This is a genomic window from Thiogranum longum, assembly GCF_004339085.1.
Taxonomy (GTDB): domain Bacteria; phylum Pseudomonadota; class Gammaproteobacteria; order DSM-19610; family DSM-19610; genus Thiogranum; species Thiogranum longum.
The window spans coordinates 2,804,509-2,823,266 of record NZ_SMFX01000001.1 but is presented as its reverse complement, the minus strand read 5'-3'; the positions used below and the strand labels follow the sequence as shown (position 1 = coordinate 2,823,266).

General features: G+C 44.4%; 19 protein-coding genes. 15 read left to right on the top strand and 4 right to left on the bottom strand.

Annotated features, from left to right (window positions below; genetic code table 11):
* Window positions 1-10: 10 nt before the first annotated feature.
* From DFR30_RS13710 to DFR30_RS13640, 15 genes are all read left to right on the top strand, one after another.
* Window positions 11-1,156, top strand: coding sequence for a glycosyltransferase family 4 protein (locus DFR30_RS13710; RefSeq protein WP_132974187.1), 1,146 nt, complete (start codon window positions 11-13; stop codon window positions 1,154-1,156).
* On the top strand, window positions 1,146-2,372 hold the full coding sequence (locus DFR30_RS13705; RefSeq protein WP_132974185.1) for a glycosyltransferase family 4 protein: 1,227 nt from the start codon (window positions 1,146-1,148) through the stop codon (window positions 2,370-2,372). The genes DFR30_RS13710 and DFR30_RS13705 overlap by 11 nt, the downstream gene beginning before the upstream one ends.
* Window positions 2,350-3,000, top strand: coding sequence for a nucleoside/nucleotide kinase family protein (locus tag DFR30_RS13700; protein ID WP_132974183.1), 651 nt, complete (start codon window positions 2,350-2,352; stop codon window positions 2,998-3,000). Before DFR30_RS13705 ends, DFR30_RS13700 begins: the two co-directional genes overlap by 23 nt.
* Window positions 2,997-3,698, top strand: coding sequence for a nucleotidyltransferase family protein (locus DFR30_RS13695; protein WP_132974181.1), 702 nt, complete (start codon window positions 2,997-2,999; stop codon window positions 3,696-3,698). The genes DFR30_RS13700 and DFR30_RS13695 overlap by 4 nt, the downstream gene beginning before the upstream one ends.
* Complete coding sequence (gene pssD / locus DFR30_RS13690; RefSeq protein ID WP_132974179.1) at window positions 3,695-4,138, top strand: PssD/Cps14F family polysaccharide biosynthesis glycosyltransferase; 444 nt, start codon at window positions 3,695-3,697, stop codon at window positions 4,136-4,138. Before DFR30_RS13695 ends, pssD begins: the two co-directional genes overlap by 4 nt.
* Window positions 4,135-4,620 (top strand): glycosyltransferase, encoded by a 486-nt coding sequence (locus DFR30_RS13685; protein WP_165869223.1) that lies wholly within the window; start codon window positions 4,135-4,137, stop codon window positions 4,618-4,620. Before pssD ends, DFR30_RS13685 begins: the two co-directional genes overlap by 4 nt.
* 4 nt (window positions 4,621-4,624) lie before the next feature.
* The gene (locus tag DFR30_RS13680; RefSeq protein ID WP_132974174.1) at window positions 4,625-5,416 is read left to right on the top strand and encodes a glycosyltransferase family 2 protein; all 792 of its coding nucleotides are present in this window, start codon (window positions 4,625-4,627) and stop codon (window positions 5,414-5,416) included.
* A gap of 131 nt (window positions 5,417-5,547) precedes the next feature.
* Window positions 5,548-7,191: a DUF4091 domain-containing protein gene (locus tag DFR30_RS13675; RefSeq protein WP_165869222.1), complete on the top strand. Its 1,644-nt coding sequence runs from the start codon at window positions 5,548-5,550 to the stop codon at window positions 7,189-7,191.
* Window positions 7,184-8,491, top strand: coding sequence for a lipopolysaccharide biosynthesis protein (locus tag DFR30_RS13670; RefSeq protein ID WP_165869221.1), 1,308 nt, complete (start codon window positions 7,184-7,186; stop codon window positions 8,489-8,491). The genes DFR30_RS13675 and DFR30_RS13670 overlap by 8 nt, the downstream gene beginning before the upstream one ends.
* A 71-nt stretch (window positions 8,492-8,562) precedes the next feature.
* A complete protein-coding gene (locus DFR30_RS13665; protein WP_132974168.1) occupies window positions 8,563-9,783 on the top strand; it encodes an O-antigen ligase family protein in 1,221 nt (406 codons plus the stop codon).
* Window positions 9,784-9,790: 7 nt separating this feature from the next.
* Entirely contained in the window at window positions 9,791-10,909 is a 1,119-nt protein-coding gene (locus tag DFR30_RS13660) for a glycosyltransferase family 4 protein (protein WP_132974166.1), read from the top strand.
* Window positions 10,910-10,911: 2 nt separating this feature from the next.
* Window positions 10,912-12,036, top strand: a complete 1,125-nt coding sequence (locus DFR30_RS13655; RefSeq protein ID WP_243640771.1) for a glycosyltransferase — start codon at window positions 10,912-10,914, stop codon at window positions 12,034-12,036.
* Window positions 12,037-12,102: 66 nt separating this feature from the next.
* The gene (locus tag DFR30_RS13650) at window positions 12,103-12,690 is read left to right on the top strand and encodes a serine O-acetyltransferase (protein WP_132974162.1); all 588 of its coding nucleotides are present in this window, start codon (window positions 12,103-12,105) and stop codon (window positions 12,688-12,690) included.
* Complete coding sequence (locus tag DFR30_RS13645) at window positions 12,683-13,579, top strand: sulfotransferase family protein (protein ID WP_132974160.1); 897 nt, start codon at window positions 12,683-12,685, stop codon at window positions 13,577-13,579. The genes DFR30_RS13650 and DFR30_RS13645 overlap by 8 nt, the downstream gene beginning before the upstream one ends.
* A gap of 118 nt (window positions 13,580-13,697) precedes the next feature.
* Complete coding sequence (locus DFR30_RS13640; protein WP_165869219.1) at window positions 13,698-14,780, top strand: acyltransferase family protein; 1,083 nt, start codon at window positions 13,698-13,700, stop codon at window positions 14,778-14,780.
* Window positions 14,781-14,785: 5 nt separating this feature from the next.
* Here the strand turns inward: DFR30_RS13640 and DFR30_RS13635 are convergent, their stop codons facing one another.
* The 4 genes from DFR30_RS13635 to DFR30_RS13620 all read right to left on the bottom strand — a co-directional run bounded on the left by DFR30_RS13635 (window position 14,786) and on the right by DFR30_RS13620 (window position 18,724).
* Complete coding sequence (locus tag DFR30_RS13635; protein ID WP_132974156.1) at window positions 14,786-16,159, bottom strand: right-handed parallel beta-helix repeat-containing protein; 1,374 nt, start codon at window positions 16,157-16,159, stop codon at window positions 14,786-14,788.
* 171 nt (window positions 16,160-16,330) lie between these two features.
* Window positions 16,331-17,194, bottom strand: a complete 864-nt coding sequence (locus tag DFR30_RS13630) for a class I SAM-dependent methyltransferase (RefSeq protein ID WP_132974155.1) — start codon at window positions 17,192-17,194, stop codon at window positions 16,331-16,333.
* 143 nt (window positions 17,195-17,337) lie between these two features.
* On the bottom strand, window positions 17,338-18,063 hold the full coding sequence (locus DFR30_RS13625; RefSeq protein WP_132974153.1) for a sulfotransferase: 726 nt from the start codon (window positions 18,061-18,063) through the stop codon (window positions 17,338-17,340).
* Window positions 18,041-18,724: a hypothetical protein gene (locus DFR30_RS13620; RefSeq protein WP_132974151.1), complete on the bottom strand. Its 684-nt coding sequence runs from the start codon at window positions 18,722-18,724 to the stop codon at window positions 18,041-18,043. Before DFR30_RS13620 ends, DFR30_RS13625 begins: the two co-directional genes overlap by 23 nt.
* Window positions 18,725-18,758 lie beyond the last annotated feature (34 nt).

Below are 18,758 nucleotides of genomic sequence, written 5' to 3'. Positions count from 1 at the left end.
TTGATAGATCATGGCAGAGAATAAAAAAACAATCGCATATATAGTTCCGATGGGGGCGGGCCTTGAAACATTTGTTTATCGGGAAATTGATGCGTTGTTTAACAAAGGACGAAAGTTGTTCCTTTTTGCCACAAAATACCGAAAGGGTGATGTATTTGGACCTAAAGAAGACTGGTCATTCAGAACCCTGACGCCCCTTGAATTGCTTATCAGATCCCCGATTATCGCGTTACGGGCATTGCTGCACCCGGGGTTGCTTGTCGAAGCTGCCAGAGACCGTGCTCTGGTAGACCTGGTATTTGCACTCGATTATGCGCCCGTGATGAAGCGTAATAATATTGCGCAGATCCACTGTCATCATGGCGATCACAAGCTGTTTGTCGGCTACTTCTGCAAGAAACTGACAAATCTTCCCCTTTCCGTAACAATACATGCTGCAGAGTTCTACACGAACCCAAACCCATCGTTGTTCAGAAAGGCTGTCCGTTATTGTGATGGTGTCTTTCCTATTTCCCGAAAATGGTATGACCTGCTTAAAAATGATTATGGCGTGGATGAGAGCCGGATACATCTGAATCGACTGTTTGTCGATGTGTCGCTCTACAGGCCTGTAAGCAGGGTAAATATTCTTTCAGTCGGGCGATTTACAGAGCGGAAGGGGTTTCAGTACCTGCTCGAAGCGATTGGAAAATTACAGGATGTGGATGCGCATTTCTGTTTTGTCGGGTTTGGTGACATGGATCTTCAGCACCTGGCAGAGGAGCTTCGCGTTTCTGACCGGGTGACAATATTCAGCAAAATGAATCAGGAAGAACTGCGTTTCCTGTACCAGAGTGTCGATATACTTTGCGTGCCATCCATTACGACTCAAAGGGAGGGCGCAGAGGGTATACCCGTTGTGCTTATGGAGGGCATGGCTTGCGGGCTCCCTGTGGTGGCAACACGATGCGGGGCAATCGATGAAATTGTAGACCAGATTATTGTTGATGAGCGGTCTTCCGGGCAGCTGGCTTCGGCGCTAAGGAAACTGATAGAAAATCCGGAGTTGAGAAAAGACCTGGGTAAAAGAAACAGGGAGTATGTCGAGCAGAACTATTCAGAGAAAAATGTAGATCGGTTTGAAGAAGGCCTGGACCTGATCGCAAATGAAAAATGACATGCCTCTCCCGGTCATCGTGTTTGTGGCGCATGGAATAAGCAGGGAAACAATCAGGCTTCAGCCTTGGCGGTACCTTTATGAGCTGGCAGTGCGCATGAGTAATAATGGAAGAGTTATCTTGATTACAGATGCATCTGGCGCTGAATACGAAGAGGCCTGGTCAGAAAACCTTACAGTGGTCAGTACCAGGCTTCTGTCAGTCAGGCGCATGAGCTCACTGGTTCGCTATATTAATAGTCTTGGGGCAGATCGGGTGTGGTGGAGTGTAACGCCCAGATCAATCATTTATTACCGTGCATGGAAAAAACTTGGGTGCCGAATAACAGCCTTGATTACCTGCCCATTGTATCCATGGGCATTGTTGGTCAGGGCGGGACTGAGCGGTGTGCCGTGGATCGAGTTAAAAGCGTTGATTCAGCAGCGAGGGATTCCCCGCTTTATGTTTGTCAGACTGCTGATGCAGCCATATATAAGAAGGGTGATCGTTCAGAGCCAATCCAACAGAAAAATACTGGTTGAGTCGGGCCTTGAGAAAGAAAGAATTGATGTCGTACCCGTCGGAATTGACCCGGAAGACAGGAAGTCTGTACCTGGGGAGAATATAAACGAGGTGCGTAAGCAGTATGGTTTCGGGGGGAGTGCGCTTGTTTTTTCCTACATGGGTGCGGTACGGAAAATACGTGGTATAGATGTTCTGATAAAGGCCTTTTCGCGTATTGCAGCAAATAGAACGGATGCCTGCCTTGTGGTGCTAGCACGCGGTGCGGACAAAACAACGGTAAATAACTACAGGGAAAAATTCAGAAGTCTTGGTTTAGAGGGAAGGGTCAAAATTATAGGCGGGTGGCTCGACCGTGAGCAGGTCTGGGCGCATATTGAAGCATGTGATGTGGTAGTGCTTCCTTTCGTTGTCGTTCCATCAGACGTCCCGATAGCTATTCTGGAAGCATTGGCACGTGAAAAGCCCGTTATTGGCACACGGGTTGATGGTATACCTGAACTTGTGGAGGGCCGGGGCCTGGTAGTCGAATCCATGGATGATCTGCAGCTTGCGGAGGCAATGAAAAGTATTGTGGACAAAACTGTTGATTACCAGGATTTGTCCAGATCTGCCCGTAAATTTATGAAGGATTATCCCGACTGGGACGAAGTCTACCGGATGGTGGAAAGGCTGGAGAATCAAGTTTCTGATGAATGTTCCCCGAATCATTAACGTAAGCGGTATTGACGGTTCAGGCAAGACTACAGTAGTGGAGTGGCTGGCCGAAAAGCTTGGAGAGCAGGGCTACGATGTGGATGTCCGCTGGCTGCGCTTTAATCACGTGTTCACGAAACCCTTACTCGCATTTTGCCGGCTGACGGGATTGACACGCTACGAGTATGTGAACGGAATCAGGGTTGGATATCACGAGTTCTACAGGTCCAGGGTTATAGCATGGCTATTTGTTTACCTTCAGTACCTGGACGCATTACGCGTCAGGTATCTCTACCTGGGTAAAGGGGCCGGAAATGCCAGGAAGGTCATACTCCTGGACCGGTACATTTACGATATCCTTATCGACCTTATGATTGATACGGGTATCGAAAATCTTGAAAAGACCCACATAGGAAAGGCCTTCCTTCGTCTTTTGCCGGAAGGGAGTCTTGTTTTACCGATTTTGCGACAGGAAAAAAAGGTGCTGGGAGCCAGGCCGGAGTCCAGGGTAGACAGGAATTTTAGTACCCGCTTTCGCCTATACGAGAATTTGCCGGAGAAATTCGGATTATCTGAAGTGAGAAATGATCTTGGGCTGGAAGAATTGCTGAACACTGTTGCAGAAAAGGTTGGTGTAGGGAAATGAAAAGAAAAAAACTGCCTGATTTTGTAAGTAACCCGTTACTGGTGCGGTTATTTCAATCGAAACCAGGGCGTGTGCTGTCCAACTGGGTGCTCCAGGGTATGCTTTATATGAATCCGATTGAGATAATCTACAAGTTGTTACTGGATCTGGTGTTGACTGTATTGTTTATTTTTATCTTTTTTCAGGACCCCGGTATTGGTGATGTGATTGTTGCGCTGTTGCTTGCGCACACCACAAACTGGATCATTAATTGCCAGCCGGTTGCACTGTTAATGCACATCGATATCGGAAAGAATGATCCACACCGCTTCATTCAGTATATTGAGGGTCTGGAGCGAAGAATACAGGGCCGGCCATATCTGGCGGCTGCAGCTTCCTACGGAAGCCTCTCTAAAGGCTGCTATAGGGAAACATCGGATATCGATATACGTTTTGTGCTGAAAGACAATATTCTGCAAAGATTCCAGGCTGCTCATTACTGTTTTCTCGAACGTTTCAGGGCACTCATCCACTGGTTTCCGCTGGACCTCTATGCATTCAGTCTTGAAGAAACACTGCGGAAAATGAATGCTGATGAGGTTCCCGTTATTTTTGTAGACCCGGAGGGGATTATTGAAAGGAATTATGCCAGGACAGTACCGTTTGGAGAGTTCAGGAAAACATTCAGGGCCAATATTCTGGGTGAAACTATCTCATGAGTATTTGTATTGTATGTTCATCAGGTGGTCATCTGGCAGAGATGCTCGTTGCAACCAGTGGGCTGGATGTCGAGCGTTATTTCATCACATTTGATGAGCCGCATGTGAGATCTACTCTGCAGGGAGAGGAGGTATGCTATGTCGTTGACCCACATGTCAGCGTTTTGCTGTACCTTAAAAACTTCTGGCAGTCATTAAAAATATTTCTCGAAAAGCGCCCTCCTGTAGTTATCAGCAATGGTGCAGGTATTGCCCTTATGACATGTCTGCTGGCAAAACTTGGTGGTAGCAAGCTGATATATATTGAAACCGGCGCTCGTATCATGACACCGTCGAGAACCGGGAAAATCGTTTACCGGTTTGCGGACCTGTTTATTGTGCAATGGAAGTCGCTTCTCAAGCATTACCCCGGGGCGGTTTATGGCGGGCCGTTACTGTGATTCTGGTCATGCTCGGCACCAATCCGTACCCTTTTTTACGATTGCTGTATGCAGTCGATAAATGGGCAGGAGAGCATGATGAAGAGGTCGTTGTGCAGGCCGGACATACTGGCTGTAATACAGATAATATCAAATGTCACGACTTTGTGCCGCACCGGCAGATAGAGCAGTGGATCAGTGAGGCGAGGATTGTGGTTACACAGGGTGGATTTGGCAGTATACGCGACAGCCTTGCGGCCAAAAAACCAACGATAGCAGTTCCAAGGATGCGGGAATTCGGTGAATGCCAGGATGATCAGGCCGAGCTGGTAGATGCGCTCGCACAGGAGGGTAAGGTTATTGCCCTGTACGAGGTGGAGATGCTTGATCATGCTATCAATGGAGCGTCTGATTTTGTTGTTCCAGATGCTATGGCGTCACGAATTCCTGAGATTGTACGTGAAGCTGTCTGTTCGGCATTGAAAGTGACAGGGCGGGGTTAATTGTATGGATTTATCCATCGTCATCGTTGAATACCATTGCATGGACCAGATCGACGGATGCCTGCCAACCCTGAGAGAATATTTAGCAGACCTTGAATGGGAGTGCATTGTAATTAGTAACTCCGAATACGAGGAGAGCGTACTGCACGAATACAGAACCAAGTTCGAATCTATACGCCTGATTTCGAATGACAGGAATAGAGGTTATGCAGGCGGTGTTAACAGGGCGCTGCGTGAATGCAAGGCTCCATATGTATTTGTATTTAACCCTGACTGCCGCTTGCTCGACAGTAATATGTCTGGCCTTCTTGGTATGATGAATGATGAAGGCGATATAGCGGCAATTGGTCCTCGTGTTATTTACGGTGATGGTAGTATCCAGCCATCTTGCCGCCGGTTTCCCCGGCCGTGGACGTTGTTTTTTGTCAGGACAGCTCTGCGGAAATTACCTGGTGCCAAGAAAGAAAAGAGAAGATATCTGATGGAAGATTTTTCTCATGATAGTTGCCGTGATGTTGAGTGGCTGTCAGGAGGAGCAATTCTGGTCAGAAAAGCTGCTATAGATGACGTAGGTAAAATGGACGAACGATTCTTTCTGTATATGGAGGATGTTGATTGGTGCAAGAGATTCCTGAATGGCGGGTGGAGAGTCGTTTATGCGCCAGTAACTACTGTATGTCATGATGCTCAACATGATAGTCTGAAAGGTGGGCTGAAACGTTTTAGTTCGCCGCATGTTCGTTACCATCTGACTAGTATGGCCAAGTACTTCCTAAAGCATGGTCTCTTGAGTTAACGAGTAGTTGTGTTTTGTGTTATCAAGGTATACTGGTAAATTTATTTGTACTGGTGTTAACTACACTGAGTGCAATGTCAGCACATGTTGGTACAGTTTCTGCAGAGATCCGCCTGGAAGTGGCTAGTTCGATGACCAGATTGTTTATGGGATCGGTTGCTGCGGGGAGCGGTAAACCCCTGATAGAGATTTGGGCGGCACGTAATGAGTATGAAAGCGTACAGCTACTGTTAACAGACTCAAATAATGCTGGAATTACATCGATAGATTTCGGCGACCTCAAGCATATAGGTGGTGATAGTATCTACAAGGCAGGTAACTGTCTAGCTCGTGCACCTGAGTATGTATATGTTGAGAGAAATACAAGCCGGACTCCGGCAAATGAGTTGGATGGTAAGGCTCCCGGCTGGTATCCGGATCCGCTCCCACTTTTTACTGAAAATTCCAGAAAAGTTGTGAATTCGGTCTGGGTCAGTTGCTATATCCCGGATGGTACTCGTGGGGGTACATATAGAGGGGAGGCTTCGTTAACGGTCGGGACCAGTGCCTACAAGATTCCTGTGCGGCTTCATGTCTGGTCGTTCGCGCTGCCGAAAAAACCTGGTTTACATGTGAGTATGTGGACACACGTTCCGCAAATAGTGAAACGATACAATACTAAGAAGGGCAGCAGGAAATTCTGGCAAGTGGTCGAAGCGATAGCGCAGGATCAGTCAAAGCATAGAGTTGATATTTCATTCGTCTACCTTAGTTTGATTAAAACAACAAAGGATGAAATGGGTAAGTACAGATTCGACTTTACCGACTATGAAAGATGGATAGAAATATTCAGAAAGCAAGGTATAGAGAATTTCGAGGGTTATCCACTGGCTCACGCAAAAGCACATAACATTTATGATGTGGCTTCAGGTGAAAAAATAAAAATTCTAGCTGGGGATGATTTGACTTATGAAGATAAGCGCTACCTCAGAAGTATCTTGAATGCGATTAATGAAGAAAATCGCAAGCTCAAACTGCAGGGCCACTATATGCAGCATGTCGGTGACGAGATGAGAGGTAGTCAGGTAAGAATATACCGTGAGATTGCTGAAATAGTGCGTGAGGAAATGCCGGATGTACCCATAATAGATGCTACACATTTATCAGCATCAGATCGTAAAGGTATGATGGATATACCTGTTACCAATATGGTTGCACCGCTCAGCAAGGAAAGGAACGGTATTGGAAAGAAGTGGGGGCGGTGGTGGTATACCGCTGGATTCAAGCCCAGAGGGAGAATGCCTAACAGGTTCATCGATTATCCCTTGATTAAAATGCGAATAATTCCATGGTTGAATTGGCGTATGGGCGTGTCAGGTTACCTTCATTATGCATATAACTTCTGGTATGGCCCGTCTGGAGAAAGCCCTTGGCATAGAGTTCAGTATGGAAAGTACCCGCCAGGAGATGCATGGGTCGTTTATCCACGCAGGGATGGTGATAAGGAGATTTTAGTCCCATCTATGCGATGGGAAGTATTCAGGGATGGGCTAGAGGACTATGAATATCTGAAACTAATGGAGTCCTGGAAGATTCGCCTTCTGGCAGATGAAGTAGAAGGTTCTGTCCAAAGAGATATGCTGCGTAAAAAATTAGAAGAATTGGAGATAACAGTAAAAGGAGAAATACGTAGTCGTAAGGTCTATACCCGGGATCCGATGAGATTGGAGGATGTGAGGAAAAGGATCGGGCTATTACTGGATCAGCTTGAAGTAGAGTTTTCATATCGTGAATAGGGTTTATTTGCTGATCCAGAGGTACAGGGGGTTTTTCAAGGATGCGATAGGGCTGATTGGGTCAACAACCCTGGCAAAAATAATCGGTCTGGCGCTTGTTCCGGTTGTAACGCGCCTGTTTACGCCAGATGACTTTGGTGTGATGGCTATTGTTCTCTCGCTCGGGTTGTTGTTTGGTAATGTCGGTACACTTAGGTATGACCAAGCTATCGTTTTACCAAGGAGTGGCAGTGATGCTGTGCGATTGACAGTTCTGTCATTATGGTCAGTGTTTGCGATTAGTACTTTGTTGCTGGTGGTTTCAATTGCAGTTGACTTCCTGGGTGTCGAGTCCGGGATCATATCGCAAATTGGTGTGTGGATATATTCTATTCCTCTTATTGTGCTGCTCATAGGATTTAATAAGGTTATATCAGCATGGTGTGCGAGAGAAACAATATATCCGGTTATTGGAAAATCAGAGATAATGGCTAGTTTGATGACCGGGTTGCCCAGAATTGCGATAGGCTTTGTCTATGGGTCGAGTATAGGGGGGCTGCTGTTTGGGGCAATATTCGGATTTATTGCAAAAGGCGCAATGTTGTTGAGCGGGGTAAATTTGTGTGAGATGCGCAAGGTGTCAAAAGCTTCAGATAAGGGGCTTCTGCACATCGCGAATCAGTATCGTGACTTTCCGGTATATTCTGTCCCAACAGGATTTTTGAGAGAGTTCATACAAAAAATGCCCGTGATTGTTCTGGGCGTTATTTTTATGCCGGCTGTTGTCGGGTTATATGCAATGGCGAATAGAATAGCAAGAATACCAATAGAGATAATCAGTAGTTCGCTGAGAAGAATATATGTGCAGAGAATTGCCAAGCTCAGGAATATGGGGCATGCAATAAGCGGTGTATTAATTAAGGCTACGCTGGGACTGTTCCTTCTGGGTCTGGTGCCATATCTGACCCTAGCATTTTTTGGCGAGCCTCTATTTGGCTGGTTGTTGGGCAAGAGTTGGGCAGCCTCCGGAAAATATGCATCAATACTGGTTCCATGGCTTTTTTCTGTTTTTATCGTTTCTCCTTCAACAACAAATTTTATTGTTTTAAAGAGGCAGCCCCTGCTATTGAAAATACAATTTTATACGGGCGTTCTTGGCTTGGGAGTTTTCCTCGTTGCATATCTCATAAATGCAGAGCCTGAACTTTCATTGGTCATGTATTCAAGTGCAGCTACTTTGGCTAATATGGTGCTGTTCGCTATTTCGTTATTGATAACAAGATCGGATGACCGTGATAGAGAGTTGCTTGGTGCCGAGTAGTGTATGCCCGTAATATTTGAAAGAACTTCTGGTTTGGCTGGTCATCATAAACCAGCTAAGAGGACGTATTAATGCTTGAGCATCTTCAGAACCCAATATTCCCGGTATTCATTCTTATTATCGTCTTGATGATTGGCTATGCCTCCTACAGGGCCGAAATATTACCAGGTTTCATATTCTTTTTGTTTGCCTCGATGGGCGCATTTTTGCAAATAACAGGGATTGGTCAGATTGGTCTGTTTAGGGCGTTTCTTACACCTGTTCTTGTGGCAATACTTGTGGCAATAAGGATAAGAGAAAGACAAAGACTCCCGTTTTTTTATTGGTCGCTTATTCTGCTGTACATGTTCATTGTATATATATCAGGAACCTTGAACGGGATTCCTTTCGCAAATTATCGTGGCGACGTGGGCATGCTGTTATTAGCGATGCTTGTATCATTGGCGCCCGTAAAAGAGAGCACATATAGATACTTTATGTTGAGCGTAGCTTTATGGGGGCTCATCAATATGGGGGCTGTCATGAGTGGGTGGATGGGGTTAAATATATTTGGTTCCTACGGGAGTCTCTTTAATGAAGGGGGTAGAGCCGTCGGCTTAATGCGTCATTCAACAATGATGGGGATCTATTTTGCCATATCGGTCATCGCTGCTCAGGTACTGTTTTATCAGGCCATGACCCGGTTTGGAAAAATCATATGGTTTATTGCGGGAAGCTTACTGTTTCTCGGTCTGTTGAGCAGCCTTTCCAGGGGTGCTTTGGCTGGCTGGTTGGTTGGATTCCTGTTTATCCAGTATAAGCTCAGGGGCATGTCAATGCGGGCAGTTCTTGGCATAACGTTAACAGGAGCTATCCTGGTGGGTGTTGCCTCATTTATCGGGCTTGGCGAAGAGGTCGCAGGGCGTTTTACGGATATGGACGAGGACATCTCTGCCCAAGCCAGGATACCTCTGATTATATCCAGCTTTGAAACGTGGGCTGAAAGCCCCGTACTTGGGCGAGGCGTAGGTTGGAAGGATAAGTCTCTACACCTTCAATCGCATAATACATATTTTCAGGTCCTTGTGGAATCAGGTGCAGTAGGTTTTATTGCATTTATGACATTGATGTGGGTCGGCCTACGTGGTGTTTTCAAAAGATTAAAGCCATCCAAAAAAAACACCGAGGGTATTGTTATATACAATACAGGTATTGCTGCGATGCTTATCACGATATTGTTGGATGGGCTGACGCATAGCTTTGATTTCGTTTTGCCTTACTGGATACTTTTGGGCTTCGGTTTTATGTTGTGAGGCTGGTATGAACATTTGCTTTCTCGCGCTAACAGGATACCCAATACTTGCAGGCACTCAAGAAGCCAGAGTAGGTGGGGCCGAAGTACAAATGGTAATGTTAGCCAAATATCTGGCATCTAAAGGCAACAGAGTCTCAATGGTGACTCTGGATTGTGGGCAAGAGGATGAGCAGGAGTTACATGGAATTCGTGTATTGAAAACGTTTCATTTACAGGATGGTGTCCCTTTCGTCCGATTTGTCTATCCACGCTGGATCAGTATATGGAATGCACTAAGGAAGGCGGATGCTGATGTCTACTACCAGCGTTGCGCTTCCATGAGTACTGGCCTGCTTGCATTGTTTTGCAGGAAGTATGGAAAAAAATATATATTTGCTTCTGGTTCGGATACGGATTTCGACCCGGGAGGACTTATAATAAACAGCAGAAGGGACAAATACTTATATAACTACGGATTGAGGCGCGCAGATCTCATAGTTGCGCAAACTCATACTCAACGGCAGTTGCTGAAAGATAACTACGGAATGGACGCTACAGTTATTCCAAATGCATGGTGGAGTGAGGTAATAGAAAAATCCGGTAATTGCAATGTGAGAGGTAGATATAACCTGTGGGTCAGTACCATGCGAAGCTGGAAGCGTCCGGACATATTCCTTGATTTGGCTGAACAATTGCCAGGCCAGGAATTCGTGATAGTTGGAGGCGCTGCATCAGGTGAGCAGGCGTTATTTGAACGTATTCGTGCCAAGGCAAAAAAAATGTCTAACGTAACGTTCAAGGGGTTTGTACCATTTAGTCAGGTTGGTGTTTATTTTGATGAAGCGAAAATGTTTGTTAACACATCCGATCCTAAAGAAGGATTCCCGAATACATTTCTTCAGGCATGGCAAAAAGGAGTTCCTGTAGCGTCGTATTTTGATCCTGATGGCCTGATCAGGAGTAATGATCTTGGTATGGTCGCATGTGACTTTAAAGAAATGGTCAGGAATCTGGCTTGCCTGGATAACGATAACGCGCTATATACGAGAATGAGTGAAAATTGCTCTGAATATTATTCAAGTCATCACCGGATAGACGTGCTAGGTGAAAAGTACCTCTCGCTTATGGCTGGACTTTTAAAGTGAGTATGCAGGCAAGGCCACGAATTATGCATGTGCTGACCTCGCTTGGTGCAGGAGGCGCAGAAACAAACCTCCTGGCATTGTTGCGAGAATTCGATCATCAGGAGTTTGAGCATGTCGTTGCCTTTGGTGGTGAAGGCGGAGTGCTTGAGCCAGAGTACATTGCTACAGGTGTGACACTTCTTAAACTCTCCCGGAAACCACTGAGTTTAAGGTCGCTGCTAAATAAAAAGGAAATAATAAGACTAATTCGCGAAATGCCACCAGATCTTCTTCACTGTCATCTTGATCTTGCAAACTTGGTAGGGCTTTTGGCCAAGAAAGACCTTGGTATTCCTTTGCTTATGCACTTCCATGGATTTGGTATTGTTCCATCGCGAATACTACCAGGAAAGTCGCACATGTATAAGGTATGGAATGTTATTTCCATGCTATATCGATACTGTGACAAGGCGATTGCAATATGCAGGTTCCAGTATCAATTCCTGGAGCGTATCCATATAACAAAGAAAAAGATTGTACTGATACCAAACGGGATTAGCTTCAATGACGCATCCTTGAATAAAACAGAAGAGAAGGATAAATATAATTTCATAAGCGTTGGGCGATTTTATCCTCAGAAAGATCATGCGTTGTTGATCAGATCATTTTGTGAGTTGATAGAACGTGTTCCTGATGCTCGACTGCTCCTTGTAGGAGACGGGCCATTACGTGGAAAGGTGGAAGAACAAGTTAAGGCATTGGGCCTTCAGGGCAAGGTTAAGTTTCTTGGAGTAAGAAGAGATATCCCTGAGCTTCTTGTTAATAGCGATTGTTTTATTCTGAGCTCCAGCTGGGAGCTTCACCCTATAACTATATTGGAAGCAATGAAAGCAGGCTTGCCGGTAGTTTCGACGAGTGTAGGCGGGGTCCCGGATACGGTGAGTGATGGGGGCACTGGCCTCCTGGTTAAGGTTGGAGACCAGGAGGCACTTACAGAAGCTATGTATACGCTGTCCAGTGACAGGGTAAAAAGCAGAAGTATGGGAGTGAATGGTAGGGCACTTGTGGAAAAAGAATTTAACAACAAAGATGTCTGTAAGAAACTGGAAGATGTATACAGAGAAATGCTGCCATCAGAATCAGCCTGATTGATAATATATAGTCCTTGCATTACAGGCTATTTAAAGTGAAATAACAAGGTGGGTTAGTTACTAATGAGGCTTTTAGATGATCTTGATGCATATGCCTTTAGAAAAGGTTGGCCAAAATGGGCTGTGGTGTTAGTACCCTTTGTATACCCCTGTAGCTGGCCAATTATTGTGTATCGTTTTGGAGCTTGGGTGGTCAGGTTAAAATACAAATGGCTGAAGATACCCCTATACATAATCTACTTCCCGCTAAAGCGATTGATGGAAGTTTTGACTACAATCGATATATCTGAGTATGCAGAAATAGGAAAAGGATTTTATATTGCACATTTGGGTAACATCATTATAGGCCACCATATCCGGATTGGCGAGCATGCTTCAATGCACCAGGGGGTGACAATAGGTGGCAGTGGTAAAGGGGGTAGGTTCCCAAGCATAGGCGATCGTGTTTATTTTGGCGCGGGAGCAAAAATACTTGGCCCGGTCGAGATAGGCGATAATGTTGTAATTGGAGCAAACGCAGTTGTTAATAGGGATGTTGCAGACCAAGCAGTTGTTGCTGGCATACCAGCAACAACAATCAGTGATCGGGGCAGTGACGATTTTATACATTTCCGTGGAAAAGAGATAACTTCCGAATCATCTGATGACTAATCATAGAGACATGGGAAGAACTTCTTCACGTTGGATAATAGTTCTCAGTGCTGCACGATCCGGCTCGACGCTGCTCAGCGTTATACTTGGTGCGCATTCACGCATTATCGCCCCACCAGAATTACATCTATTGCGCTACAAAACATTTGAGGAGTGGAGAAACAGCTATCCAATGGCGTTACGCAGTCTGTGCGTTTTGATGGAAAAACTGGGAGAGAAAAGTGATACAGGCTCTATAGAGTCAAGATTTTGCGGAATGCAGACTGTTGATATTTATAGAGAAATAGTCGGGCATGAGAATCGTGGTAAATTACTGGTTGATAAAAGCCCCAGCTATGGTCGAATGGGTGATGATATAAAGAGGCTGGAGGAAATCAAGCCGTTCTATATTTGGTTGATCAGGCATCCCCTGGGCGTGATGGCATCGAGAACTGATCGTCAGAAAGTGCAGATGAAACAACGCAGAAATGAGCTGTCATTATTAAAATATTATTTCCTTGCTCTTAAATACAAGGTGCAGACTCTACTCGGTATAACAACTCGCACCCAGCTGGAATATTGGAAGGAAGTGCATACTTGTTTTGAGAAGCATCTGTCAGGAGTAAGCGATGATAGAAAGCATGTCGTGCATTTTGAGGATCTGGTGCGTAATCCAGAGGTTGTTGTGAAAGACTTATGCAATAAGCTCCAGATAGATATACAACCCAGTATGCTGGATCCAGTCAAATCAGTAACAGATGATTTTGAGTGGGGGCTTGGAGATGAGAAAATACATAAACACAAGAAAATTGATTCTGGCGTGGCAGATGATTGGAAAGACAGATGTGATGCTTCAGTGCTTAATGGAGAAATCAGAAAACTGATGGAGCGAATCGGAGTGATCTGCTGAGTGAAGGATTTTAGTACTTGGAGATCAATACCATGTAATACACTTAGTGAGTTCTAATTATACTATTGGTACTAGATGAATGATAAAGGGTAGGAATATATCCGAAAAAAAGTTTCAGATGGACGCACTGGATGGACTTCGGGGCTTGGCAGTAATGCTAGTATTTTTGAGCCATACGAGTAATGGTGGGTATTTTCTGATTCCATTCCTTGATATGGCGAGAACTGGGAAAAGCGGTGTCATGCTGTTTTTCGTTTTAAGCTCATTCCTTCTAACCCATGCATTTCTTATAAAAAGTGAGTCTGCTTTCAGTAAGGATAGCTTGCTTAATTATTTATATCGCAGGTTCCTTAGAATATTTCCATTGTATGTGGTGTATCTCACGGCAGGCTTGGTGTCCACGTGGTTAATTCGGCAATGGCCAGGTAAAATTGACATTGGTATCCCTTTTGCGCTGAGCTTACAGGAGTATCTGGCACATATTCTGTTGCAGCAGGGTAAAGGCGTTACCTGGAGCATCATGGTTGAGTTCAGGTATTACTTTATCCTGCCAGTTACTGCATTTATTTACATAATTGCATTCAAAAAGAAGTTATTTCCATCGATTCTGTTTACCGTAGCATTGGTGAGTATGTTTTTACTTGCCTGGCCACAAAGTGAGGTTGAAAGTAATGATTCCAGGCTATGGCCATATATACCGGTATTCCTTACTGGCTCAGTTCTAGCATTAATACATTACAGCTGGCAGAAGTGCGCGCTGTCAAAAATCAAGTATATGCCGCTCGTACTCGAAACAAGCGGTATTCTTGGCATTATATTTTTGGTTTTACTGATACCTTCGGTTGCTTCAATGCTCCATTATGGAGAAAGGCAGTTTCACATGCTGCATGGGCAGTTTATTGTGCATGGGGTCGTCTGGGCTCTGGTTCTGTTTTGCTGTATCAACGGCGCAGGCCTTATGAGAAACATATTTGAGAATAATGTCCTAAGGTATCTCGGCTTTGTCAGTTTCAGTATTTACCTGATTCATCCTATGGCTATATCGATGGTGATGAGATTGCCAGTCGAGGTTGGCTCAACAGTGCGAGGTTGGCTGATGTTGATGCTGACAGTAGGGTTGGCACATATCTCGTATAAGCTTATAGAGGTGCCTACATCAAGGCTTAGGTATCCTGTGAAGATACTGCAGTATCAAAGATAGATATTTTACGCTATGAACACCCATGAGCCTGCACGATATTGGTATAAACCAGGCTGTGGACCAACTACGGATGCATTGTAATAAATCAGCATTCCTTCGACTGGGTTTGGCGCGACCCTGTTTTGTGGTGGCAAGATAATTCCAGGAATACATTCAACACCTGTAGTGTCCTGTAGTCCCATGCTAATCTTTGCGGCTGTATCTGTACTGGTAGGCCGTATTGTTGGTGTCTGACTGCTGACGTCTAGCTGGAGGCCATTTAGACTTCCGCCATCATCCAGCTGAAATCTCCCGCCCTTCTGCCCAATTTGAAGTGTTCCGTTATTAATCCACAGAGACCTGGGAAACACAGCTTCAGCGTCGCCGATAGTCGCTGGTGTAACACCATCACAACCAATAAATGTGCGGTCCCGGACTTCGCCTGCTTCAATATAGCTATTAGTGACACCTAAAACATACGCGCCAAAATAATTATTATTTGTTGGTACATTAAAGCCTGTGCCGCCGTGCTCTTCAATTATTCCTGTTTCAAGACCTTCCAGGTCAAACCCAAGAAGTGTGTTCCTGCGAGCATTTCTCAAGTGAATGCCGGTTGTGCCAGCTTTGATTACTGCGCCTCCATGAATCTCAACCTTGCTCATGAGAATATTATTTATTACAAGATCGGTATCGTCTGGACCAAGCAGTTTGATGCCTGTTGTGTTATTGGAGAAAAGGAATATATCAATGCTTGATAGTTTTGAGTCGCCATAATTAAATGGTAACTCGGTTTGCCTTGTGTTTTGGAAGATTATGCCATTTCCGGTTAACGTGTCCGGTTTGAGTGTGCTTCCCAGAAAGCCTAGTAATACATTCTCGATACGGGCCAGATTTACACCATCCAGGTTTATTGCCCAAGTTGTGATATCTCCCCCCGAGATCAATAAGTCTCTCAGGTGAATTGCACTCTCGGTTACTTTAATGCCATCACCGTTAGTATTACTGTAGTTTGGCATGGCAAGTTTTAGGGATTCGATTCCTGAATAGGAATTAGTCATGGCTATGCCATCATTTGGGTGCAAACATTTGATTGTTGTTGCCCGGCGTCCTGAGCCTTTGAGAATTACATTTAAGGGTATGGTTAATGTGTTGCTTATGCACTGGTATTCTCCCGGTGCTACAAGAACAGTTCCGCCGCCAGCAGCTCCGGCATCCTGGAGCCCTTTTGCAATTGAGCCTTCTACGCTTGGGTCGTCGTGAGGAAGCGTAGTGTCAGAAACCGGAATGACCTTGTAAAGCTCATCAAAGTTGGACTGGGCTTTGATAAAAGCATCTCGTAGAGTATCTCCGTCGCCTTGGTTTCCTGGGTCAATACCGACTTGAATATCTTTTTGTGTCATTGTTCTGTTCCTGAATTTGAAAATATATTTTGACTGATAATGTAATATTATCAGTATAGAGAGGCATGCTTCGCGCACATTTGTAATTCAGACTCCCCATACACTACAGATTATTATCAACTAAGTCGTCTTTCAGAAATAAGTGATTTTCTTATCGATGCGTAAAGAAGATTATGTTTCCGGGATCTTGAACTTTATATATGAGTTGACGATAAATATTTCCTTTAATGATTTAAAGGGTATGAGACTCACAAAAATTTCTAATGTTGACATCAGTATTGGCTTGTTCGGGAAGCGGTTTATCTGCTGAATTTCCGTTTCCCAGGGAATGCTATCAATCATTGACTTGTATTCAAAATAGGAGAGCTTGTTAACACCAGAACCTTCGATATCCTGGTAAGTTTCTACTGAGCCTGACAGGCCATAAAGATTTTTAAAGACGCTAAGTATGGTGCTTTCTGAAAATATTAGATGTATCCACGGTATCTTACACTTACTTCCAAAGTGCGGTCCATATGGGCTTTTGTAGAATGGAGAGAACCCTATATATATTTCACCGCCAGGGTTGGTGATTGAGTACATTGAATGTAGAACGTCTATAGGTGATGGGACATGTTCCATCACATCACGTGAAAAAATAATATCGACTGACTGTGCGGGAATTTTATTTATTAGATCTTTGATGTCAGTATTGTCGATATAAGTCGCATTTTCGTATCCATGTGAACTATGTAGCTTTTGCGATGACGTAAGCCGGTTCTCTGATATTTCGAGGCAATATACATGCTTGGCACCATTCTCAAGTGCATACAAACTGTCGTAACCGAAACCACATCCGTAATCAACAACGATTTTATCTCTGAAATTGGGTATTAGTAAGTCAAATCTCTCCCAGTAGCTTTCCCATTCCTTCATTTTATTGGTTTGTGTTTCTTGCTGTGGAATGTTATTGCTCGCAGCTGCATTCCATCCCTGAGTATTTCTATTGCAACATAGAGAGAAACATTTCTCTGCGAAACTAAACTGGTTGCCCATAGTTAACTTCCCGAAATAAACTGATCAAATTTTAACAAGAGAGATTTATATTCTATTACAAACCACTGCTATAGAGCCATTTTGCACAGGATGTGTGATAAGTGGTTAAAATTACATACTAAATACAGCTTGTGTGTGATTGCTTAGTCAAGAAATGAATCAAACTGTGTACCCCGCAGTGCATCTGAAACTTCTTCATAGTTCTGTATTAATTCACTTATCGGGTAGGGATTGTTCTTTACAAGCTCTGATGTTAATCGTGAAAAATTATTGATAGCGAGGAACTCTAAAATAAGCTTCGCCTGTGCATCCCTGTCTGATACAAATGATTCATAGGAGATTTCAATGTACGGATTATTTCTAAAAAGCGAGCAGTAGCTATTGATATTATCGCTTATCTTTTTCATCTCACGCATTGCCATCTCTGGGTGAATTATAACTTTTGTTTTTTCAAGAGTCTTGCTGCTGTGATGTATACCGCGAGCCTGAGCAATGCACGCAGAAAGAATCGTGCGCAAGTAGTTTTTTCTTATCAGGTGGATAATGTGGACGTTATTTTCAAGTAGCCAGTTTGTTACTTCAGGAAAGCGTTTGGCCTGGCTGTACATTAGCTTGAAACCCGCGGCAGATACATGACTGTCTGCTGAGAAGATTCCCTGCAGGTATTTGTCGACAAGCGACCCCCTGTTAAATATATCTGTAACTCTTCTTCCCAGAGAAGAGCTGCGATACATCTGGTATGAGTCACAGTTCCGGTTTTTTTGCAGGAAGATCTCTCTGTGACATGTGATCAGCGGATGACTGGCCAGGGATGTGGCGAGAAATGCAGAGCCGGATCGCTGTGTGCTAAGGATAATAAACTTTTTCATTTGTCTGATTCGTTGTAGGTATATTGAGGCCTGACCTTTTCCAGTCTACTTCTATATGTGGGCTTATCAGGCTGGTGTTATCGAGCGGCTTAAACTTCCTGTAGCACTTTATTCTGGCATATCTTCCTGGCAAGCTATCGTATCCCATGGACATAAGGTATGCCAACCGGTGGCAACCATCACCCATATAGTATTTTGCCCCTGTTGTGAGCCCGCTATCAGTTGGAAGAATGGTTTCGCCAGTGCAAGGTAATATTGGATGACGGGTGTCAAAGTCGTTCTGCTCTATCGTGTCGAATAAAATAGCAGATCGCTTTATGCGGTCTTTGAAAGCGTGTTCCAGTGCGCCTGGCGCAGAAACGAGATCGGGGCGAAATCGGTGAACAAGTACCGTGGTAAACCATTGGAAGTAGATATGTTCCTTCGCACGGATGAAGAATGTATTGAAGTCAGAGTGATACTCTGATCTGAATTCTCTATAAAGACAGAAGAATTCCTTACGTATGACAATATCGTAGCGCAGGGGGTATACCAGTGAGGCAATATCGATATTTTCGGGAGCGTCTTTTGCGTCGACCCAGTGCCAGTAATTGCCTATCCTGGCACCTCTGCAGATGGCGTCTTTGACATACCGAAGTTTTGTTCCAAATCCAAGTCCCATGGTTTGTTGACCATAAATCAGGTTATTAGTGTGG